We start from the raw sequence: 18,253 nt of genomic DNA on the forward strand, positions 1-18,253 counted from the left end.
TCCCCTCCGTCCCCCTCCGTAGGAAAGATCCCCGCACGCTGTCATGTCCCGGACCCACACCTTCCCCGTCGCTCCGCGCGGACCCGTCGACCTCCCGTCACGTCGCCTGCACTCCGGCCCCGAGGTCTCCCTGCGCGCATGGCCGCAGCACGCCGGGGCCGCCCGGCAGGCCCTGAGTGAGGAGTCCGGCCGGTGAACGCCAACGGTCCACGGGTGATCGATGACCGTTTCGAGTTGGCGCAACGGCTCGGGGGCGGCGGCATGGGCACCGTGTGGCGCGCCCGCGACCTGGCGCTCCACCGCGACGTCGCCCTCAAGGAGGTCCGTCCGCAGAGCGTCGACGAGGACGCGGAGAGCGTACGCACCCTGCGCGCCCGTGTCCTGCGTGAGGCCCGCGCCCTGGCCCGCGTCGACCACCCGAACGTGGTCACCATCCACCACATCATCGACGGCGGCTCCGACACCTACCCGTGGTTGGTGATGGAACTGGTCACCGGCGGCTCCCTCCAGGACCGCTTCGACCGCGGCCCGATGACACCCACGGACGCGGCCCGCCTCGGCCGTGACCTGCTCGCCGCCCTCGTCGCCGCGCACGCGCACGGCATCGAGCACCGCGACGTGAAACCCGCGAACGTCCTGCTGCGCCCCGACGGCCGCCCCGTCCTCACCGACTTCGGCATCGCCGCCCTCCAGGGGGCCACGCGCCTGACGGCCACCGACTCGGTCATCGGGTCGCCTGACTACATGGCGCCCGAGCGGGTCCGCGGCCGGGTCGGCGGACCGGCCGCCGACCTGTGGTCGCTCGGCATGCTCCTCTACGTCGCCGTGGAGGGCCGAAACCCGCTGCGCCGGGGCAGCACCCTCGCCACGCTCGCGGCTGTGCTGCACGACGAGGTGCCCGAACCCCGGTGTGCGGGTCCGCTGACCGACGTCCTCATGTCGCTGCTCGTGCACGATCCGGCGGCGCGTCCCGACGCGGCGACGCTGGATCGGCAACTCGCCCACGTGGCAGGTGAGCCGATCGGCCTCGGCGGCCCGTCGGCGGCTCCTGAACCGGGCCCCGCGGATCGTGTTCCCCCCACCGCTCCGGCCGACGCCACGTCCTTCCGGATCGCCCCGCCCGAGCCCGTGGACGAACCCGGGCAGGCATCCGCACCGATCCGCACCGACGCGCCGTACCAGCCCTCCCGTCGGCGTGCGGCCCTCGCCGCCTTCGGCGTCGTCGCTCTCGTCCTCTCGATCGGCATCCCTCTCGGGTCCATGGTGTGGTCGTGGCTCCCGGACTCGACGGGCGACGCGGCGGGGCGGGCCGCGGCCACCGCTCCACCGGCAACGGTCCCCGGAACCGCCAAGTCCCCCAAGGAGAAGGACCTGTTGACACCGGACGGCATCCGTAAGGCCATCGCCGAACTGAAGCCGGTGATGGGCACGTCGAAGGCCACCAGCTTCATCGTCCACCCCGAATCGGTCACCGCGCAGGCGCTCGTCAAGGGCAGCACCAAGCGTTACGACCGGTTCGCCTACACGGGCGAAGACGTCGCCGTGCGCGACGGCGTGGGCGGCACCGTCATGTCGGGGACCGTCGCCACCGACCTCGAAGACATCGACTGGGACGCCGTGCCGAAGCTCCTGAAGCGGGCCGAGGCCGAACTCGGCGTCGACAAGCCCACCAGCCGCTACCTCGTGCTGAACCCGCCGTCGACCCTCTTTCACACCGGACCCGGCATCAGCGTGTACCTGTCCGACGACTACGGCTCCGCCTACCTGAAGGCGGACGTGGACGGGAAGGTCATCGCAGTCCACCCTCAGGAGGGCTGATCCGCGTCATGAGCGCGACGAGCGCCGCCCGGGAGCCGATCCCGGTCTTGCGGTAGACGCGGGCCACATGGCTCTCGACGGTCCGCGTACTGAGATGCAGCTTCTCGGCGACGGCCTGGTTGCTCAGTCCCGCCGCGACCAGGTCGGCGACCTCGCGCTCACGGCGGGACAACTCGCCCAGCACGTCCGGGACTTCGGGCTCGGCCGGGCGGAGCCGGTCGGCGAGGGCGAGCAGCAGCACCGCCCCGCCGTCGGCGGCGATCCGATGCCCGCGCCGCCACAGGGCCGCCGCCCCCGCGTCGTCCCCGGCCGCCTTCGCGTACGGCACGGCCAGCAGCGCACTGTGCGCCTCGCGCAGCCCGGCGCCGGAGCGGGCGCTCTCATCGGCCGCCTCGGTGAACGCCCGAGCGGCGGCGGCCGGCCGGCCCCGCCGGGCCTCGACCATGCCGAAGGCCCGCAACGCGGCCCCGGTCTGCGTCGGCACGTCGAGCCGCCGCGCCTCGGCACACGCAAGGCGCGCCCAGTGCTCGGCATCGGCGACATCGCCCGTCTCCAGCGCCGAACCGGCCAGCAGTTCAAGGAAGTTGGGGCGTACCGAGGGCTGTACGCGCGGCAGGTCGCGCCCGCCGCCCGCACTCAGCAGCACGTCCCGCACCCGGTGCGGGTCGCCCGCGCCCTGAACGGCGTACGCGACCAGGCAGCGCGCCAGCGTCGCCCACCAGCCCTCGACCGCGCCCACGGCGGCGACCGCCTCCTCGGCCTCGGCGAGCACCTCCGGGTCGCCCGGCGGCCGTGCCTGCAGCAGGACCGTGGCGCGCATCGCGAGGCTGAAGCCGAGCCGTTCGCCGCCGCCCAGGGTGCGGGCCACGGCGACGGACTCGTCGGCGAGCCGCAGCGCCTCGGTCACCCGCCCCTGCTGGCAATGGGCGTACGCGGCACACAGGTTGAGCTGGGACAGGGTGAAGGGCCGCCCGCTGCGTCGCGCGATCTCGGTGCCCCGTTCCGTGTGCCGCAGCGCGTCCGCGTACCGGTCGACGAACACCTCGCTCCACGCCAGCCGGACCATCGGTTCGCCGAGCCCGACCAGATGGGCGTCCGGGAGCACGTCGGTCAGTGCCGCCCCCGCGTCGGCGTACCGCCGTGCCGCGTCCGTCTCCCCCTCGTACGCCTCGCCCAGCGCGGCGAGCGTCAGCGCTTCGGCCTCGCCGAGCTCGTCGCCGCGCGCCCGGGTCGAGGCGAGGGTACGCGCCAACTCCTCGCGCACGAAGGGGAACCGGGTGGCGAACGGGGAATGGTTACCCCATTCGACGACCAGGGCGTCGCGCTGCGGAGGAGGGGGCCCCGGCCGGCGGTCCAGTTCACGGCGCAGCAGGGCGTCGGCCTCCGGGTAGCGGTACAGGTGCCGCTCCATGAACGCGCACAACAGCACGGCGGCGGTGCGCAGTTCGTCGTCGCCTCCGGGGCCGGGCGGCCGGAGGGCGATCAGCTCGTGCAGCAGATCACGGCTCTCCTTCACGGCTCCGGCGGCGCCGAGGGACCGGGCTCGCAGCAGCATCAACTCGCTGCGCGTGGCGCGATGGTGGGGCAGGTGCTCGGGCAGCAGCCGCAGCGCTGCGGCGAGCCGTCGCGCCGTGGCCGCGGGATCGGTGACGGCGCTCTGCACGGCGGCCTCCACGAGGACGGCACCTTCCTCCGGTTCCCACCGGGTCAGCGTCCGCTCGATGTGGTCGGCACGTACCGAGGCCGGGGCGCCGGCATCGGCCAGTGCTTCGGCGGCGCGCCGGTGCAGCTCGCGGCGCCGCCACGGGTCGAGCCCGTCGAGGACGAGCCGGGCGAAGACCGGATGGCGGGCCGCGAGGCCGTGCCCGTCGATGCCCGGCCGCACCAGATCGCGCGCCACGACGCCACGGAGCGCCGCGACGAGATCGGGTCCTTCGGTCTCGACGAGCGTCGCGGCGAGCTCGGTGGTGGCCTGTGTCCCGAGCACACAGACGGCCTCGACGACCTGCCGTTCCAGGGGCGTGAGCGGCGCCAGCTCGTCCAGTACCACGGACAGGACCGAGAGGGCGGTGCCGCCACCGGGCCCCGCTCCGGCCAGAGCCCGCAGGTACAGCGGATTGCCGGCACTGTCCGCGTACGCCGCTTCGGTGCCGGGCGGGAACTCCTCAGGACCCGGAGTTCCCACGTCGAGCCGGGCCACGGCACCCATGTCGGCGCCCCGGGCGAGAGTGGCGGACAGCCCCGGCGGTGACTGGCGGACCCGCCGTGCGGCGACGACCAGCACGGGCGCCGCCACGGGGTGGCGCACCAGATGGTCGATGAGGCGCACCGACGCGGCGTCCGCCCAGTGCAGATCGTCCAGGACGATCACGACCCCGGGCGGCCGGGTCCGCGCGAGAGCCTGTGCGACGTCCCGGGGGGAATGACCGGCGGTGAGCGTGGCCAGTGCCGGGTGCGCCCTTGCCTCTTCCTCGCCGAGGTCGGTGAGCGCGTCGGCGAACGGCTGGAGCGGGCTGCTCCGCTCGGGCTCCGTGGCCCGGCCGCGCAGCACCACGGAGCCGCGTCGCCGTGCCCGCTGCGTGAACCGGCCCAGCAGGCGGCTCTTGCCGATGCCTGGCTCGCCGGTCAGATCGACGACCGTGAGCCCGGAATCGCGGGAGGCGTCGAGCAGCGCGTCGAGCGTCGCCAGCTCCGGTGCCCTGCCGACGAAGGGGACGGGATCCGCGCGCTCCACCGGGGCCTCCCAGCCTCTTCCGTACCGATGACGAGCCCGGTACCGGGGAGTGAAATCCTGTGCTGCGGAGTCTCATCGGATGCTCTACATCCGGATCAGGCTACATGTCATGACCCTGTTGCCGTTGTGGGCGCCGGCACCTCACGACCGCTCCTCGCCCAGTCCGTACGCGAGCCGTCGCCTCGACCGAGGCGACGGCTCGTCGGCTTTACGCACCGCCCCTATGGTGCCGTCACACCCGTGCCTCGTGGCCGGTCGGGAAGGGCGCCTCGTTCTCCGGGGTCCAGCGCCTCCTCGGCCACGAGGGCTTCCGGGCCACCCAGCGGCTGTGCACCTCTGCACACCGGGCGTCCACAAGGCCGTTGGACGCCCACGTGACCGCTACTTCGGCTGGAAGGCCTCAGCCCCCTCCTTGCTGCAAGGAAACAGCTGGATGTGGCCGTTGACGTCCTTCAGGCACTTGTCGGCCTGGGTCGAGTGGATGGTGCCGTCGCGCAGGGAGAACTGCTGGGCGGGGTTTCCGCTGCAGTTCGCGATCTGGACGGTGGTGCCGACGGTGGTGGCGCCCGCGGCGGCGTCCATGCACAGGTTCTTGGTGCGGATGGTGCCGTCGTCGGTGACCTTCCACTGCTGGTTGGCGGCGCCGTCGCAGGGGGCCAGGGCCAGGGGGGTGCCGTCGGACCCGGCGCCGCCGGTGAGGCAGGTGTTCTTTGCGGTGTTCAGCAGGGGGGCGCCCGGGGCGTTCTGGGGGTCCTGAGGGGGCGGGGAGTTCGGGGTGTCGGGGGTGGTCGCGGTGGCGGGGGGTGATGGAGGGGTGGTTGCGCCGGGGGCGGTTGTGGCGTGTCCGGCGGCGGTGGAGTCCTGGGCGGACATGTTGGTGAAGGTGAAGACGAGGGCGGCGGCCACGACGCAGGCGGCGGCCACGGACGCGGCGATGATGGTGGTGCGGCGGCGCGTGGACGGCGGCTTGGGGCCGGGGTTCTCGGGGAAGGGACGGCCGGCGGAGCCCGCGGCCGACTGGGGCACCGGGGTGACCGTGACGTCCTTGACGTCGTCCGCGAGGGGCGGGGTGTCCAGCGCCGGGTTCAGCGGATGATGCACGGGCTCGGGCAGCAGCCGGGTGTCGATCAGGCCCCTGGAGTCGATGGTGAACCGCCACCGCGGGCGGTCGCCGCGGCCCAGGACCACCACCGACCACGGTGTCTTCGGGTGGTCAGCCAGGTAATGGACGCGCTCCCGGTCCCGCCCGCCCGGCATGCTCGCCAGGATCAGCACCCCGCCGGACGGCTGGGCCAGCGCCGACGCGGCGTCGGCCAGGTTCTGTACCTCGGTCGTCCCTATCGGGTCCGCGGTGCCGGGCTTGAAACCGACCCGGACCACCTGGACACCCCGTGACCACGGGTTGGTGGTCAGCTCACGGGTCCAGTCCTGGACGAGCCCCCTGGCGCGCCGGCTGTCGCCCTCCAGGGCGATGATGCCGCCCGACTTGCCGAGGTTGAGCAGCGCGAAGCCCTGGCTGTTGCTGCCGATGGAGACCAGCTGCGGGTACGGCTCCGGCAGCGACTCGGTGACCTCCGCGGTCTGTACCCAGCGCAGCTGGGCGTACCAGGCACGCGCGTCGTGATCGGCGGTCCAGCCCGCCGGGGGCCGCGCGTCGGGAGTCTTGAGGAGGAACCGCACGGTGTCGGATCCCACGATGACCGCGTGGGCCACCGGGACCTCCCGGTTCTCCCGCGCGCAGGCCGTGGCCATGACGCGCATCACGCGGTCGACCGTCCACAGGCCGTGATCGGCGCGCAGGCCACCCGCCAAAGGGTCGGGTTTCCGCCTACCGAACAACCGGGTAAGCCAGTTGCCGGGGCGAGGACCTCGATCGGCGGGTCGGCTGGGCTGTGTCACCTTCAACTCCTCGACTGGGGCCCGCCGGACGGCGACCGGCTTTCGCGCGGTTTCGCGGGCGTGGGAAGAACGTTGGCCGTCCTGAGCGGGGGTGTCAACGCCGGGCAGGGGGAGAGCTTGGGCCCTTGGGCCCACCACTGCACCGGAGTTGTGGACCCCCCGTGCGTCCGTTCCTAGCATCGACCGCGTCCGCGCCGGGGAGTGCCGGCGTGTGCCGATGCGCCGGGCGATGTCCAAGGCGACCAGCAGAAGGGGTACTTCTCATGGCGAACATGAACGTGACGTACGGGGAGATGCAGGACAGCGCGACCCGTATGCGCAACAACAAGGCCGACATCGACAGCAAGCTCAGCGAGTGCAAGAGCATCGTCGACGACCTGACCGCCAGCGGCTTCGTCACCGACCAGGCTTCCGGCAAGTTCGACGAGGTGCACACCGAGTTCGTCACCTCGGCGAACCAGGCCATGGAGACGCTGGACCAGCTCTCGCAGTGGCTGGACAAGGCGGTCAGCGCGATGCAGGACATGGACACCCAGCTGTCCGGCTCCCTGAACAAGAAGTAAGCACGAGTAGTCGGCCGGCAGCCAGAGGGGTCCAGCCATGCCCATGATGATCACCATCGCCCGGCGCCCGGACGTGTCGGCCGACATGGTCGTGGATGCCGATCCCGCCACCGTCGTACGCGACGTGGTGTGGAAGCTGCTGACCAGCGTCGATGCCGTGGCGGCCGGGCACCCGGGGGGTGCGGGCATGCCGGAGATCTACCTCGGCGACCAGCTGCTCGACCTCGACCAGCCCCTCTCGCACAGCGGAATCCACGACGGCAGCGTCCTGTGGCTGGACCAGCCGGGCAAGGCCGCGCGAAAGCGGACCGGTCTGGTGACCGTCCGGGCGGTGGCGGGTACGGGAGCGGGGCAGGTCTGGCACCTGGACGCCGGCGAGCATCTGATCGGGTCCGGCGCCAACTGCCGGGTCAGGGTGGGGCGTGACCAGCCGGCCGAAGTCGCCGTGATCCGGGTGTTCCTGGACGCGTCGGTGTACGTCTGCGCGTCGGCCGAAGGCCCCCTCCTGGACCGCGCCCCGCTGCCGGGGCACGAGGTCCGCTGGGAGCCCCGTGCCCAACTCCGTTGCGGGGACACCCTCCTGGAGGCGCAGCCGGTACAGCGCCCGGACGCCATCATCGACCCCTCTCCGGACGGCGAGTACCTGGACTACAACCGTCCGCCGCGGCTGCTCCCGCCGACCAAGCGCACCGCCTTCCGCCTCCCCGCCGAGCCCAAGGCCCCGACGCCGAGCGCGCTGCCGTGGCTGGCGGCCTCTCTGCCCGCGGTCTTCGGCGGGGTGATCGCGCTGGTTTCGAGCAATCCGATGTTCCTGCTCATGGCCGGGATGTCACCGGTGATGATGATCGGTAACTGGATCTCGGGACGGCGTCAGGGCCGCGTCGGACACCGCAAGAAGCTGGCCGAGTACCAGGCCAAACGGGCCGAGACCGAGCGGGAGATCGCCGTCGCGCTGGACCAGGAGCGCCTGGACCGCCGCGCCGCCGGCCCTGACCCCGGCGAACTGCTGGCCATCGCGACCGGTCCGCGCGCCCGGCTCTGGGAACGCCGCCGGGTCGACCCCGACCACCTGCTGGTCCGGGTCGGCATCGCCGACCTTCCCACCGAGATCGTGGTGGAGGAGGAGGGCGACAACAACCGGCGCCAGCGCGATCTGCGGGCCGCGCCGGACGTCCCGGCCGCCTTCTCCATCGCGCACGCGGGTGTCGTCGGCGTCGCCGGGCACGAGGAGTGGCCGCGGCAGATGGCCCGCTGGCTGGTCGGGCAGCTGGCGGTGCTGCAGAGTCCGCGCGATGTGCAGCTGTACGTCCTGACCGATCCGGCGGGCGAGCGGCTGTGGGAGTGGGCGGCCTGGTTGCCGCACACCAGGCCGCAGTTGGGGCAGCAGGCCCTGGCGCTGGTGGGCGCGGACGCGCAGACCCTCAGCCACCGGGTCGCCGAGCTGATCGAGCTGATCAACATCCGGAAGCAGGAACGGCTCAACGTCGGTTCCGGGGCGGTGCTGACCGACCCGGACATCGTCGTGGTGATGGACGGCGCCAGGCGGCTGCGGGCGCTGCCAGGAGTGGTGACGATCCTGCGCGAGGGCCCGGCCGTCGGCGTCTACAGCATCTGCGTGGACACCGACGAGCGGACCCTTCCTGAGGAGTGCGCCACCGTCGTGGTCGGCGGCGCGGGTAACCCGGCGAGCCTGCGGCAGCAGCGCGCCGACCAGATCGACGGCATCCTCGCTGACGAGGTCGTGCACAGCTGGTACGAGGCCACCGGGCGCCGCCTCGCGCCGCTGCGGGACGTCAGCAAGAACCAGGGCGAGGCCGCGCTGCCGACGGCCGCACGCCTGCTGGAGACCATCGGCCTGGAGGACCCCGACGCCGCGGCCATCGCGGGCCGTTGGCGCGCCGGGGGCCGCAGCACCAAGGCCGTCGTCGGCTACTCGCTCGACGGCCCGTTCGCCCTCGACCTGGTCAGCCACGGCCCGCACGGCCTGGTGGCGGGCACCACGGGATCCGGCAAGTCGGAATTCCTCCAGACGCTGGTGGGGTCGCTTGCCGTGGCCAACCGCCCGGACGCCATGACGTTCGTGCTGATCGACTACAAGGGCGGCGCCGCCTTCAAGGAGTGCGTCCATCTGCCGCACACCGTGGGCCTGGTGACGGACCTCGACCCGCATCTCGTCGAACGCGCCCTGACCTCGCTCACCGCCGAGCTGACCCACCGCGAGCGCCTCCTCGCCGCCGCGGGCGCCAAGGACCTGGAGGACTACCTCGATTACGCGAGCCGCCGGCCCGAACTCGCGCCGATCCCGCGCCTGCTCATCGTCATCGACGAATTCGCCTCCATGGCACGGGAGTTGCCGGACTTCGTCACCGGCCTGGTGAACGTGGCGCAGCGCGGCCGTTCGCTGGGCATCCACCTGATCCTGGCGACGCAGCGGCCCTCCGGCGTGGTCTCCGCGGAGATCCGCGCCAACACCAACCTGCGGATCGCCCTGCGGGTGACGGACGCGGGGGAGAGCACCGATGTCATCGACGACCGCGAGGCCGCGAACATCTCCGCGTCGACACCGGGCCGGGCCTATGCCCGCCTCGGGCACAGCTCGCTGATCCCCTTCCAGACCGGCCGGGTGGGGGGCCGCCGCCCGTCGTCGAACCGGACGGAGGCGGTGGCCGCACCGTTCTTCCAGCCGGTCTCCTGGCTGGACCTGGGACTGCCCGCACCGCAGCGACCGCGCACCGCCACGGAAACCGACGAGGCGACCGACCTCTCGGTGCTGGTCAAGTCCGTCCGCCAGGCCGGTGACCTGCTGGGCATCGCTCCGCAGCGCCGTCCGTGGCTTCCGCCGCTGCCGCTGTCCCCGGTGGTCGAGCTGGCGTCGGAACCGGTCTACGGCTCCGGGGAGGACCCGGTGTTCTCCTGGGCGCTCCAGGACCTGCCGACGCAGCAGCGACAGGAGCCGGCGACGGTGGACATGGCCACCTTCGGGCACCTGCACATCGTCGGTGCCCCGCGCTCGGGCCGCTCGGCGGCACTGCGCACCTTCGCCGCCGCCGCGGCCAGTGCCTCCAGCGTGGCGGATCTGCATCTGTACGGGCTCGACTGCGGCAACGGCGCGCTGCTCTCCTTGAGCCGGCTGCCGCACTGCGGCGCGGTGGTGCAGCGCTCGGAGACCGACCGCGCGGTCCGGTTGCTGAAGCGGCTGCACGACGAGGTGCAAAAGCGCCAACGGGTGCTCGGCGAGTCCGGGTTCGCCGATGTGGCCGAGCAGCGGGCGGCCAGGCCGCCCGCCGAACGGCTGCCGCACATCGTGCTGTTGCTGGACCGCTGGGAGGGCTTCATGGGCACCCTCGGCGAGTACGACGGCGGGTCGCTGACCGAACTGATCCAGACCCTCCACCGCGAGGGCGGCAGCGCGGGAGTGCATCTGGTCATCGCCGGCGACCGGATGCTGCTGAGCGGCCGGATGGCGTCGCTGTGCGAGGACAAGCTCATCCTGCGGCTCTCGGACCGCACCGATGCCAGCCTGGCCGGGCTCAACCCGCGCAAAATCCCGGAGAACCTGCCGCCGGGCCGCGGATACCGCGCGATCAACGCGGTCGAGACCCAGGTCGCGCTGGTGGCGGCCGACCCGGCGGGTCCGGCGCAGGCCGCCGCGGTGCATGCGCTGGCGGCCCGGCTGACCGAACGGGAGGCCGCGGTCCCGAAGTCGGCCCGGCCGAACCGCATCGCGGTGATGCCGACCGAGCTGTCGTTCGACCAGGCATGGGAGCAGGTCGGCACGCCGGAGCGGATGTGGGCACTGGTGGGTGTGGCAGGCGACGACATCGAGCCGGTCGGCGCCGACCTCCACGGCGACCAGCCGACCTTCCTCGTCGCAGGACCGTCCCGCTCCGGGCGCAGCACGGCGCTCGGCGTGATGACGGAGTCGCTGCTGCGCGGTGGAACCGAGGTGGTGATCGGGGCACCGATGAACTCCCCGCTGCGCGGCTTCGCCGGCCGCCCCGGTGTCCGTGGCGTCATCACCGATGAGGAGCCCACCGAGGCGCAGTTCGCCGAACTGCTCGACCCGGGCGACGGCCCGGTGGTGCTGGTGGTCGACGACGCCGAGATGTGGCGTGACCTGCCGTGCCGGGACTGGCTGAAGACCTTCGTCCGCAAGGCGTCGGGCAGCGGGCGTGGCGTGATCATCGGCGGGGACGTCGCCACCGTAGGGGTGGGCTTCTCCGGCTGGCAGTCGGAGATCAAGAAGAACCGCCGGGGTGTCCTGCTGTCGCCGCCCAACATGGGGGACGGGGACCTGGTGGGGGTCAGGCTCTCCCGCTCCCAGGTGGCCGCCAAGGTCGTACCGGGCGCCGGCCTGCTGCATCTGGGCAGCGGCAGCCTGATGACCACGCAGATTCCGCTGGCGGCGGCCCGTCCCGCGCCGGCCGCCGACAACCGTAGGGAGCAGTGATGGCAGACCTCGTGGTGAAGGACCTCCAGGGCCTGGTCAGCGACCTCAACGAGCTCATCAGCCAGTTCGAGGGGGCACTCGACTTCCAGAACGACGACAAGGGGCTCTGGGGCCAGCTCAACGCCAATCTCTCGATGGGCGACTTCGCCGACAACTGGACCGTCCACCGGGACGAGATGGTCGCGGACATGAAGAAGTTCCGCGACAAGGTGTCCAAGCTCGACAAGGCATGGACGGACGGGGACCAGCAACTGCTGGACTCGTTCAAGGACGGCTGAGGCGCGGGCAGGCAAGGGCTGAGGAGAACCGATGTCTATCAGGAAACTCGACTGGTCGCCGCTGGACTTGGACAGGGATCCCGTCCACGCCGACCTCGACGTGGTGCATGAGGCGCAAAAGCGCTACCAGAAGATCGCCACCACCATCGACGACGCCGTCGACAAGCTGGAGAAGATCGTCGAAAGCGGCAGCGAAGCCCTCGTCGGCAAGTACGTCCAGGGTCTCAAGAAAGACGCGGGTTCGATCAAGGAGAGCCTGGACAAGGCCGGGGTCCGCTACCACGACGTCGCGAACGAGATCGGGAAGTACGAACCGGATCTGAAGCACGGCCTGGACGAGACGGCCGCCGCCCGCACCGACGCCGAGGAGGCCGAGGGCGCGCAGAAGAAGGCCAAGGCCATGCCGGACCCGGAGAAGGACTCGGACGGCGAGATCTCTTCCGAGGAGAAGGACAAGGGCACCGCCAAGGACAAGGCCACCACGGACGCCGACGGGAAGATGACCGCGGCGAAGAACCGGCTCCACAGCGCGGTCGACGCGCTCAACGTGGCCGGCAAGCGCTTCGGTGACGCGGTCAACTGCAAGAAATACGAGGACGGTCTGACCGACTCCACCAAGGACAAGATCGATGCCGTACTGGCGAAGATCGGCAAGATCTTCGGCATCATCGGCATGATCCTCGGCGTCCTCGCCATCCTCATACCGGGAGTGAACGTCCTGGTCCTTGCCGGAGTGGCGGCGGGTGTGGTCTCACTTGTCGCCAGCAGTGTGCTCTACGCGCACGGCAAGGGCAGCATCGTCGACGTCATCATGGGTGCGGTCGGACTCGGCCTCGCCGGACTCGGCGGCATCGCCTCGGTGGTGGGCAAGGGGATCTCCAACGCCGCCAAGAACGCCGCCGTCTTCGGCAAGGGGCGCCCCGGTCCGATCACCACCGGCGGCGGAAACAACATCGAGATGGTGACGCTCGGGGCCGCGGGACGCGGGGTGCCGAACTTCTCCAGGCCGTTCGGTCCCGGCAACACCTTCCGTCCCGTGCCGAACTTCTCCAGGCCGCTCGGGCCGGGCAACTCGTTCCGGCCGCTGGTGCCGCCGGGCAACGCGGCCACCAACTGGAAGAACATGTCGGAGTGGTTCAACAATCCGGCCACCAACTGGATGCTCGGCAAGGGCGGTTTCCTCACCCCCGAGGCCGGGTTCTGGTCATCGGCCGGGAGCCAGTTCAAGGACGTCGGCAAGTTCTGGGCCATGCTGAAGAGCGATCCGGCGAAGTTCGGCAAGGACTTCGGCGGCATCCTCACCGGTACCCAGGGCGCCCGTGACCTGTCGGCCATCGTGCAGGCCGCCAACCTCGGGAAGATCTCGCCCCTCTGGTACGTCTGGGGCGGCGTGAACGGCGCGTTCGGCATGGGCGGACTGATCTACAGCGGCGGACGCCAAATGGGATGGATCCCCAACGTCAATCCGCCCGGCGTGGTCGCCACCTGATGAGTGGGAGAAACGAGAGAAACGATGAGTGAGAAACTCTCGACGCTGGCCCACGCTCCCTGGCACTGGGAATGGGTACCCGACGTCCGGCCCGACGAGGGGGATGACGACCCCTGGGCCGAGCACATGGTGGAACTCTTCACGGCCTGGACGTCCGCCGGCCTGGACGCCGCCCGGCAGTCCTGGCCGGCGGACGCCGGGACGGAGTTCCCGTTCACCGCGGACGCGGTGGGGCACGGCGTCGTCGAATGGCTGCGTGAACGCGCGGCGCAACTGCCCGCATGGTCGCGGCTCGCGTGGGGCGCGGCGTTCCTGGACGGCGAGCCGCGCTGGGCACCGGTCCCGGTCGTCGTGGAGTTCCGCAGGCCCGAGGCCGATGACCCGAACTACCTCCTGGAGCTGATGGGCGCGGGCGGCGTCGAAGGCGATGACCGGCCGCCCTCGGTGGACTACGTGACCACGCTGAGCGGTGACGGGTTCCGGCTCTTCGCCCTGGGACGGACGTCCGACGGCGCGGCCTACGGGCGGGTCGGGGCGGCACTGCGCCTCGACGTCCCCCAGGGCGGTGACACGGCGGACGTCGGCGTGGACGTCCTGCTGACGACGTTGGTGTTCGAGATGGGTCTGATGGCCGTGATCGGTTCGGGAATAGAGCAGTTGATGCAGCAGATAGCGGAGGAGAGCGCGCCGCCGCCCGGCGGCGGCCAGGCCAGGCTCGGCTTCCGCGCACCGCAGGGCGAGGTGCAGTCGTGATCGACTTCGAACTCGTGCTGCCCGACGGCTGGGTGCAGATCCCCACCACACCGGACATGACCAGGCTGCGCGGCCGGGTCATCGACGAGCTGATCCGCCACCACCTGCCCGACTCGCTGCCGCGCGACAAGGCGGGCCCGTTCCGCCGCATGCTCCGCAAGGAACTCGTCGCGGCGACCGACGAGGCATCCCGGCAGGGCGCCCGTTCGGTGCTGCTGCCGCTGCGCGAGTTCAACGGCGTCAAGCTGCCGGGGTCGATGCTGGTCACCGTCATCGAGGACGGTGAGGAGGACGAGGACGCGGAAGCCCTGCTGGCCTCCATCCTCGCCGACGCGGGGGACGAGGGGAGTTACCTGGAGATCGGGCAGGCACCGGCGGTACGCCTCGCCACCGTCGTGGACAGCGGTCCGGCCGGGCGCAAGGCGCCGTCCTGGCGGGTGTCGTACTACGTGTCCAATCCGGACGCGCCCGGGGTGTGGGCGCTGCTGACCTTCACCGTGCTGACCGACGGCGACGTCGAGGCCGAGCCGGTCCAGGCCGTCGTGCTGCTCTTCGACATGATCGTTTCGACGATGCGCTGGGCGAACCGGATCGACGCCCCGACCGAGGACGAAGTGCTCGCGGAGCTGGCGGAGTTGACCCCTCCGGCGGACGCGGGAGCACCGGCAGGAGAAGCCGGGACGCCGCATGAGGCGGACATGAAGAGAACATGAAGCCGCATCCCGCACGCTGGAGGGCATGACAGTCGTCGCCAGCTCCTCCCTTGTCCCCAAGAGTGCCGACCGGGTACGCATCGCCATCGTCAGCCCGGACATTCTGGCCCGGATCAGGAAGGTGTTCGCCGACAAGAACCTTGACGTGGAGATAGTCCAGATGCCCTACGTCGAGGTCGCCGTACGGCCGGCGACCGGTGTGCCGGCCGTCGGCCGTACCGTGCTGCACCGGGGGGCCGTCTCCGGCTCCCGCCCCGACCTGCCGACGGCTCGTCGGCTGTGCGCGGAGTACCGGCTGAACGTGGTCGGTCACGCCGAACAGCCGGACACGACGCCCGGTCCGCCGGCACCGCACGGATACGACCGGGCACCGGCGGAACCGGACGCGGCCGACCCCGCGGCGGTCTCCCTCTCCCAGCGCCAGCACGAGGTGATGGCCCTGGTCTCCCGCGGGGCACGCAACGCCGAGATCGCCGAGCGGCTGCACCTCCGTGAGAAGACCGTGAAGAACCACATCAACCGCATCTTCCGGCAGTTGGGTGCACGCAGCCGGGTCGAAGCGGTGCTGTTCTGGCAACGCGATCAGCGCAACGGGCTCACGCTGCCCAGCCCCGCGCCGCGTCCCGGCGACACCGGACGCGAGCCGGTGGCGTCCAGCGTGTCCAGGAGACCGGCGACGCCGGTGAACTCCATCGCGTCCAACTCCGCCAGTATGTCCCGGGCTTGCTCCGCCAGAGCCTCGGCCGACCGCCGGGACTGCCCCAGCCACCGCGTCCTGGCCAGACCGAACAGGGACAACGCCTCGTGGTAGCGGTCCCCGTTGGCCACGCACAGGGACAGCGCGTCCTCGAAACACCGCCCCGCCGCCTCGGCATCGCCGAGCCCGTGCTCCGCCAGCCCCAGGTTGATCAGCACATTCGCCTCCAGCAGCGCGTTGCCGCAGCGCCGCGCCGCGGCGAGGCCGGGAGTGCCGTAACGCAGCGACTCCGCGAACTCGCCGTGCTCGGCGTGCAGTCCGCACAGGACGTCGAGGCAGCCGGACTGGTGATACGCGGAGCCGGTGCGGTAGGCCAGCGCCAACGCCCGCTCGGCGTGCCGAAAGGCCGCCGGGTAGTCCTCGGCCTCCCGCAGCGCGGAGGCCAGGTTGCCCAGCAGACCGGTACGCAGGACGTCGTCGTCGAGCTCGTCGGCGAGCCGCAGCCCGCGCTCCAACTCCTCCACGGCGGCGGCGTTCCGCCCCATCCGGGAGTCGGCCACGCCCAGGTGGTTGAGGAGGGCGGCCTCGGCCCGCCGGTTCCCGGTCAGCTCGGCGCTGCGTAGACCGATCCGCAGGGTGTCGGCCCAGTCCCGGGCCTGCCCGGCCGCGTAGAAGTAGTCGAAGAGGAGATACGCCAGCTGCCAGGCCGCGTCGTGGCAGCCGATCCGCTGCGCCGCGCGCACGAGCGGGCCGAGGTTCTCCCACTCCCGCGCGCACCAGGTCACCAACTCCCGCTGGTCCGCGAACCGCGGCGGCTCCTCGCCCACTGCCTCGGCCTCGACGGTGAACGGGAGGGGAAGCCCGTCTGCGGTGTGGTACCGCGCCAGCGCCTGCACGTGCCATCGCAGCGTCCGCTCCAGCGACCGGCGCCGCGAGGCGGCCGGCTCACCGCCCCGGCACACCTCCGCCGCGTAGATCCGGGTCAGGTCGTGCATCACATAGCGGTCACCCACGGCCTCCACCAGATGCTGGGAGGCCAGGTCCCGCAGCACGTCCGTCGCGGCCGATGGCGGCACGTCCAGCAGCGCGGCGGCCGTCTCCAGGCGGATGCTCTCCCCAGGGAAGAGACCGAGGACGCGGAAGGCGTGGGCGGTCCCGGGATGGAGCTTGGCGTAGGAGCAGGAGAGCACCCCGCGCACCGAGGCCAGCTCATCGCCGGGTATCTCCAGCGTGTCGAGCCGGAGCCACACATCCTCCAGGTCGGCCACCAGATCGGCGATCCGCTGCGAAGGCCCCGCCGACACCTGCTCGGCGACGACACGCAGCGCCAGCGGCAGATGGCCGCACAGCTCCGCGAGGCGACGGGCCGCCTTCGGCTCCGCGTCGACCCGGGCCCTGCCGATCGCGTCGGAGAGGAGTTCCAGGGACTCGTCGGCGCTGAACGGGGACAGCGAGACCCGGCGGGCGGAGTACCTGACCGCGAGACCCCCCAGCCGGTTCCGGCTGGTGACGACGGTGAAGGACGGGCCGCAGCCGGGCAGCAGGCCGTCCAACTGGTCGGCGGACTCGGCGTTGTCGAGCACGATGAACAACCGCTTGTCCCGGACGAGACTGCGCCACAGCGCGACGCGCGCCTCCTCCGACGCGGGAATCGCCCTGGCGTCGAGCGAGGTGAGCAGATGGTGGAGAACGTCCGCCGGCGCACTGGCCGGCCGTTTGGGGTCGAAGCCGTGCAGGTTCACGTACAACTGGCCGTCCGGGTAGGCATCGGCCAGCTGATGACCGCAGTGCACGGCGAGCGCGGTCTTGCCGACGCCGCCGACCCCGACGATCATCGCGATGCGCGACGAACCTGGCGACGGCGTGCGCGCCGCCTCCAGCACCTGCTGCGCCGCGTCCGTCCGGCCCGCGAACCTGCCCACACCCTGCGGCAGTTGTGCCGGCCGGACAGGCCCGGCGGCCATCGGCGCCGACGTGCTCGGACGGTCGACGAGCAGCGCCCCGTACAGCGCCCGTAGCTCTGCCGACGGATCGATCCCCAGATCATCGGCGAGCCTTTTGCGCAGCTCGTGATAGTGGGCGAGCGCGTCGGCGGTGCGGCCACTCCGGCTGAGCGCCGTCATCAACAGGGCGCTCAGCCGCTCGTGGTACGGGTTGTCCTGCACCTGTCGCCGTAACTGGTCGGCCACCCGCGACGGCTGCCCCAGATCCAGCAGCGACTCGGCACGCTCGAGCAGCAGGCTCAGCCGCAGCTCCGACGCCCGTACCCGGTGCTCAGCGGCGAGCGGCCCCGGCAGCCCGCTGAGCGCGGTGCCCGGGTACCAGTGGCTCAGCGCCCGGTCGTAGGCGCTGACCGCCGCGGTCGGATCCTGCTCCGCCCGGCTGCTGCGCGCCTGCGCCGCCAGCCGCTCCACCATGGCGATGTCCAGCCGCGCGGGGTCGAGCCGGAGCGCGTAGCCGGGACCGGAACTGGTCAGCGGCAGCGGCGGATCGCCGAGCCCGGCCAGCGCCCGGCGCAGCCCGGACACATAGGTGTGGAGGCTGCCGACCGCGGTGGCCGGCGGCGACTCCCCCCAGAGACCGTCGACCAACTCGTCCCGCGAGACCACCCTGCCGGTCCGCAGCGCAAGGATGGCGAACGCCGCGCGCTGCTTCGGGGGCCCGAGAGCCAACTCCCGCCCTCCGGCGTACGCACGAAGCGGCCCGAGCGTCTCGACCCGCAGGCGATCACCGCACGACACCGGCATGGCGACCTCCAGAGGGAGCAGCGCTTGCCCGTACGCCGCCGGGCGGACAAGCCGCGAGCGCCGCGCGGCTGATGGTCAGGGGTCTGGCCAGTCTCCGGGCTCCACACCCGAA

General features: G+C 71.9%; 10 protein-coding genes and 1 pseudogene. 8 read left to right on the forward strand and 3 right to left on the reverse strand.

Annotated elements, in window-relative coordinates; all coding sequences use genetic code 11:
- The first annotated feature begins 192 nt into the window (after nucleotides 1-192).
- Nucleotides 193-1,818 (forward strand): serine/threonine-protein kinase, encoded by a 1,626-nt coding sequence (locus ACIBK8_RS16030; protein ID WP_399042422.1) that lies wholly within the window; start codon nucleotides 193-195, stop codon nucleotides 1,816-1,818.
- Here ACIBK8_RS16030 and ACIBK8_RS16035 read toward each other — a convergent pair.
- Together ACIBK8_RS16035 and ACIBK8_RS16040 are read right to left on the reverse strand one after the other, a co-directional pair.
- Nucleotides 1,790-4,552, reverse strand: a complete 2,763-nt coding sequence (locus tag ACIBK8_RS16035; RefSeq protein WP_399042423.1) for an AAA family ATPase — start codon at nucleotides 4,550-4,552, stop codon at nucleotides 1,790-1,792. The genes ACIBK8_RS16030 and ACIBK8_RS16035 overlap by 29 nt on opposite strands.
- A gap of 381 nt (nucleotides 4,553-4,933) precedes the next feature.
- The gene (locus ACIBK8_RS16040; RefSeq protein ID WP_399042424.1) at nucleotides 4,934-6,364 is read right to left on the reverse strand and encodes a ricin-type beta-trefoil lectin domain protein; all 1,431 of its coding nucleotides are present in this window, start codon (nucleotides 6,362-6,364) and stop codon (nucleotides 4,934-4,936) included.
- A 350-nt stretch (nucleotides 6,365-6,714) separates the two neighbouring features.
- Between ACIBK8_RS16040 and ACIBK8_RS16045 the strand changes: the two genes are divergently transcribed.
- From ACIBK8_RS16045 to ACIBK8_RS16075, 7 genes and pseudogenes are all read left to right on the forward strand, one after another.
- Nucleotides 6,715-7,014 carry a WXG100 family type VII secretion target gene (locus ACIBK8_RS16045; RefSeq protein WP_227046039.1) on the forward strand — a complete coding sequence of 100 codons (300 nt, stop codon included), beginning with the start codon at nucleotides 6,715-6,717 and terminating at the stop codon, nucleotides 7,012-7,014.
- A 37-nt stretch (nucleotides 7,015-7,051) separates the two neighbouring features.
- Entirely contained in the window at nucleotides 7,052-11,464 is a 4,413-nt protein-coding gene (locus tag ACIBK8_RS16050) for an FtsK/SpoIIIE domain-containing protein (protein WP_399042425.1), read from the forward strand.
- Nucleotides 11,464-11,742 (forward strand): hypothetical protein, encoded by a 279-nt coding sequence (locus tag ACIBK8_RS16055; protein ID WP_393686915.1) that lies wholly within the window; start codon nucleotides 11,464-11,466, stop codon nucleotides 11,740-11,742. The genes ACIBK8_RS16050 and ACIBK8_RS16055 overlap by 1 nt, the downstream gene beginning before the upstream one ends.
- A 31-nt stretch (nucleotides 11,743-11,773) precedes the next feature.
- Nucleotides 11,774-13,231, forward strand: coding sequence for a hypothetical protein (locus ACIBK8_RS16060; RefSeq protein WP_399042426.1), 1,458 nt, complete (start codon nucleotides 11,774-11,776; stop codon nucleotides 13,229-13,231).
- Between the two features lie 24 nt (nucleotides 13,232-13,255).
- A complete protein-coding gene (locus ACIBK8_RS16065; RefSeq protein WP_399042427.1) occupies nucleotides 13,256-13,984 on the forward strand; it encodes a hypothetical protein in 729 nt (242 codons plus the stop codon).
- Nucleotides 13,981-14,697, forward strand: coding sequence for a hypothetical protein (locus tag ACIBK8_RS16070; protein WP_399042428.1), 717 nt, complete (start codon nucleotides 13,981-13,983; stop codon nucleotides 14,695-14,697). Before ACIBK8_RS16065 ends, ACIBK8_RS16070 begins: the two co-directional genes overlap by 4 nt.
- 160 nt (nucleotides 14,698-14,857) lie before the next feature.
- Nucleotides 14,858-15,253: pseudogene (locus ACIBK8_RS16075) on the forward strand (helix-turn-helix transcriptional regulator); the annotation flags it as partial.
- Between the two features lie 26 nt (nucleotides 15,254-15,279).
- Here the strand turns inward: ACIBK8_RS16075 and ACIBK8_RS16080 are convergent.
- Entirely contained in the window at nucleotides 15,280-18,066 is a 2,787-nt protein-coding gene (locus tag ACIBK8_RS16080; protein ID WP_399042429.1) for a BTAD domain-containing putative transcriptional regulator, read from the reverse strand.
- Nucleotides 18,067-18,253 lie beyond the last annotated feature (187 nt).

The organism is Streptomyces sp. NPDC050161, assembly GCF_044460025.1.
GTDB lineage: Bacteria > Actinomycetota > Actinomycetes > Streptomycetales > Streptomycetaceae > Streptomyces.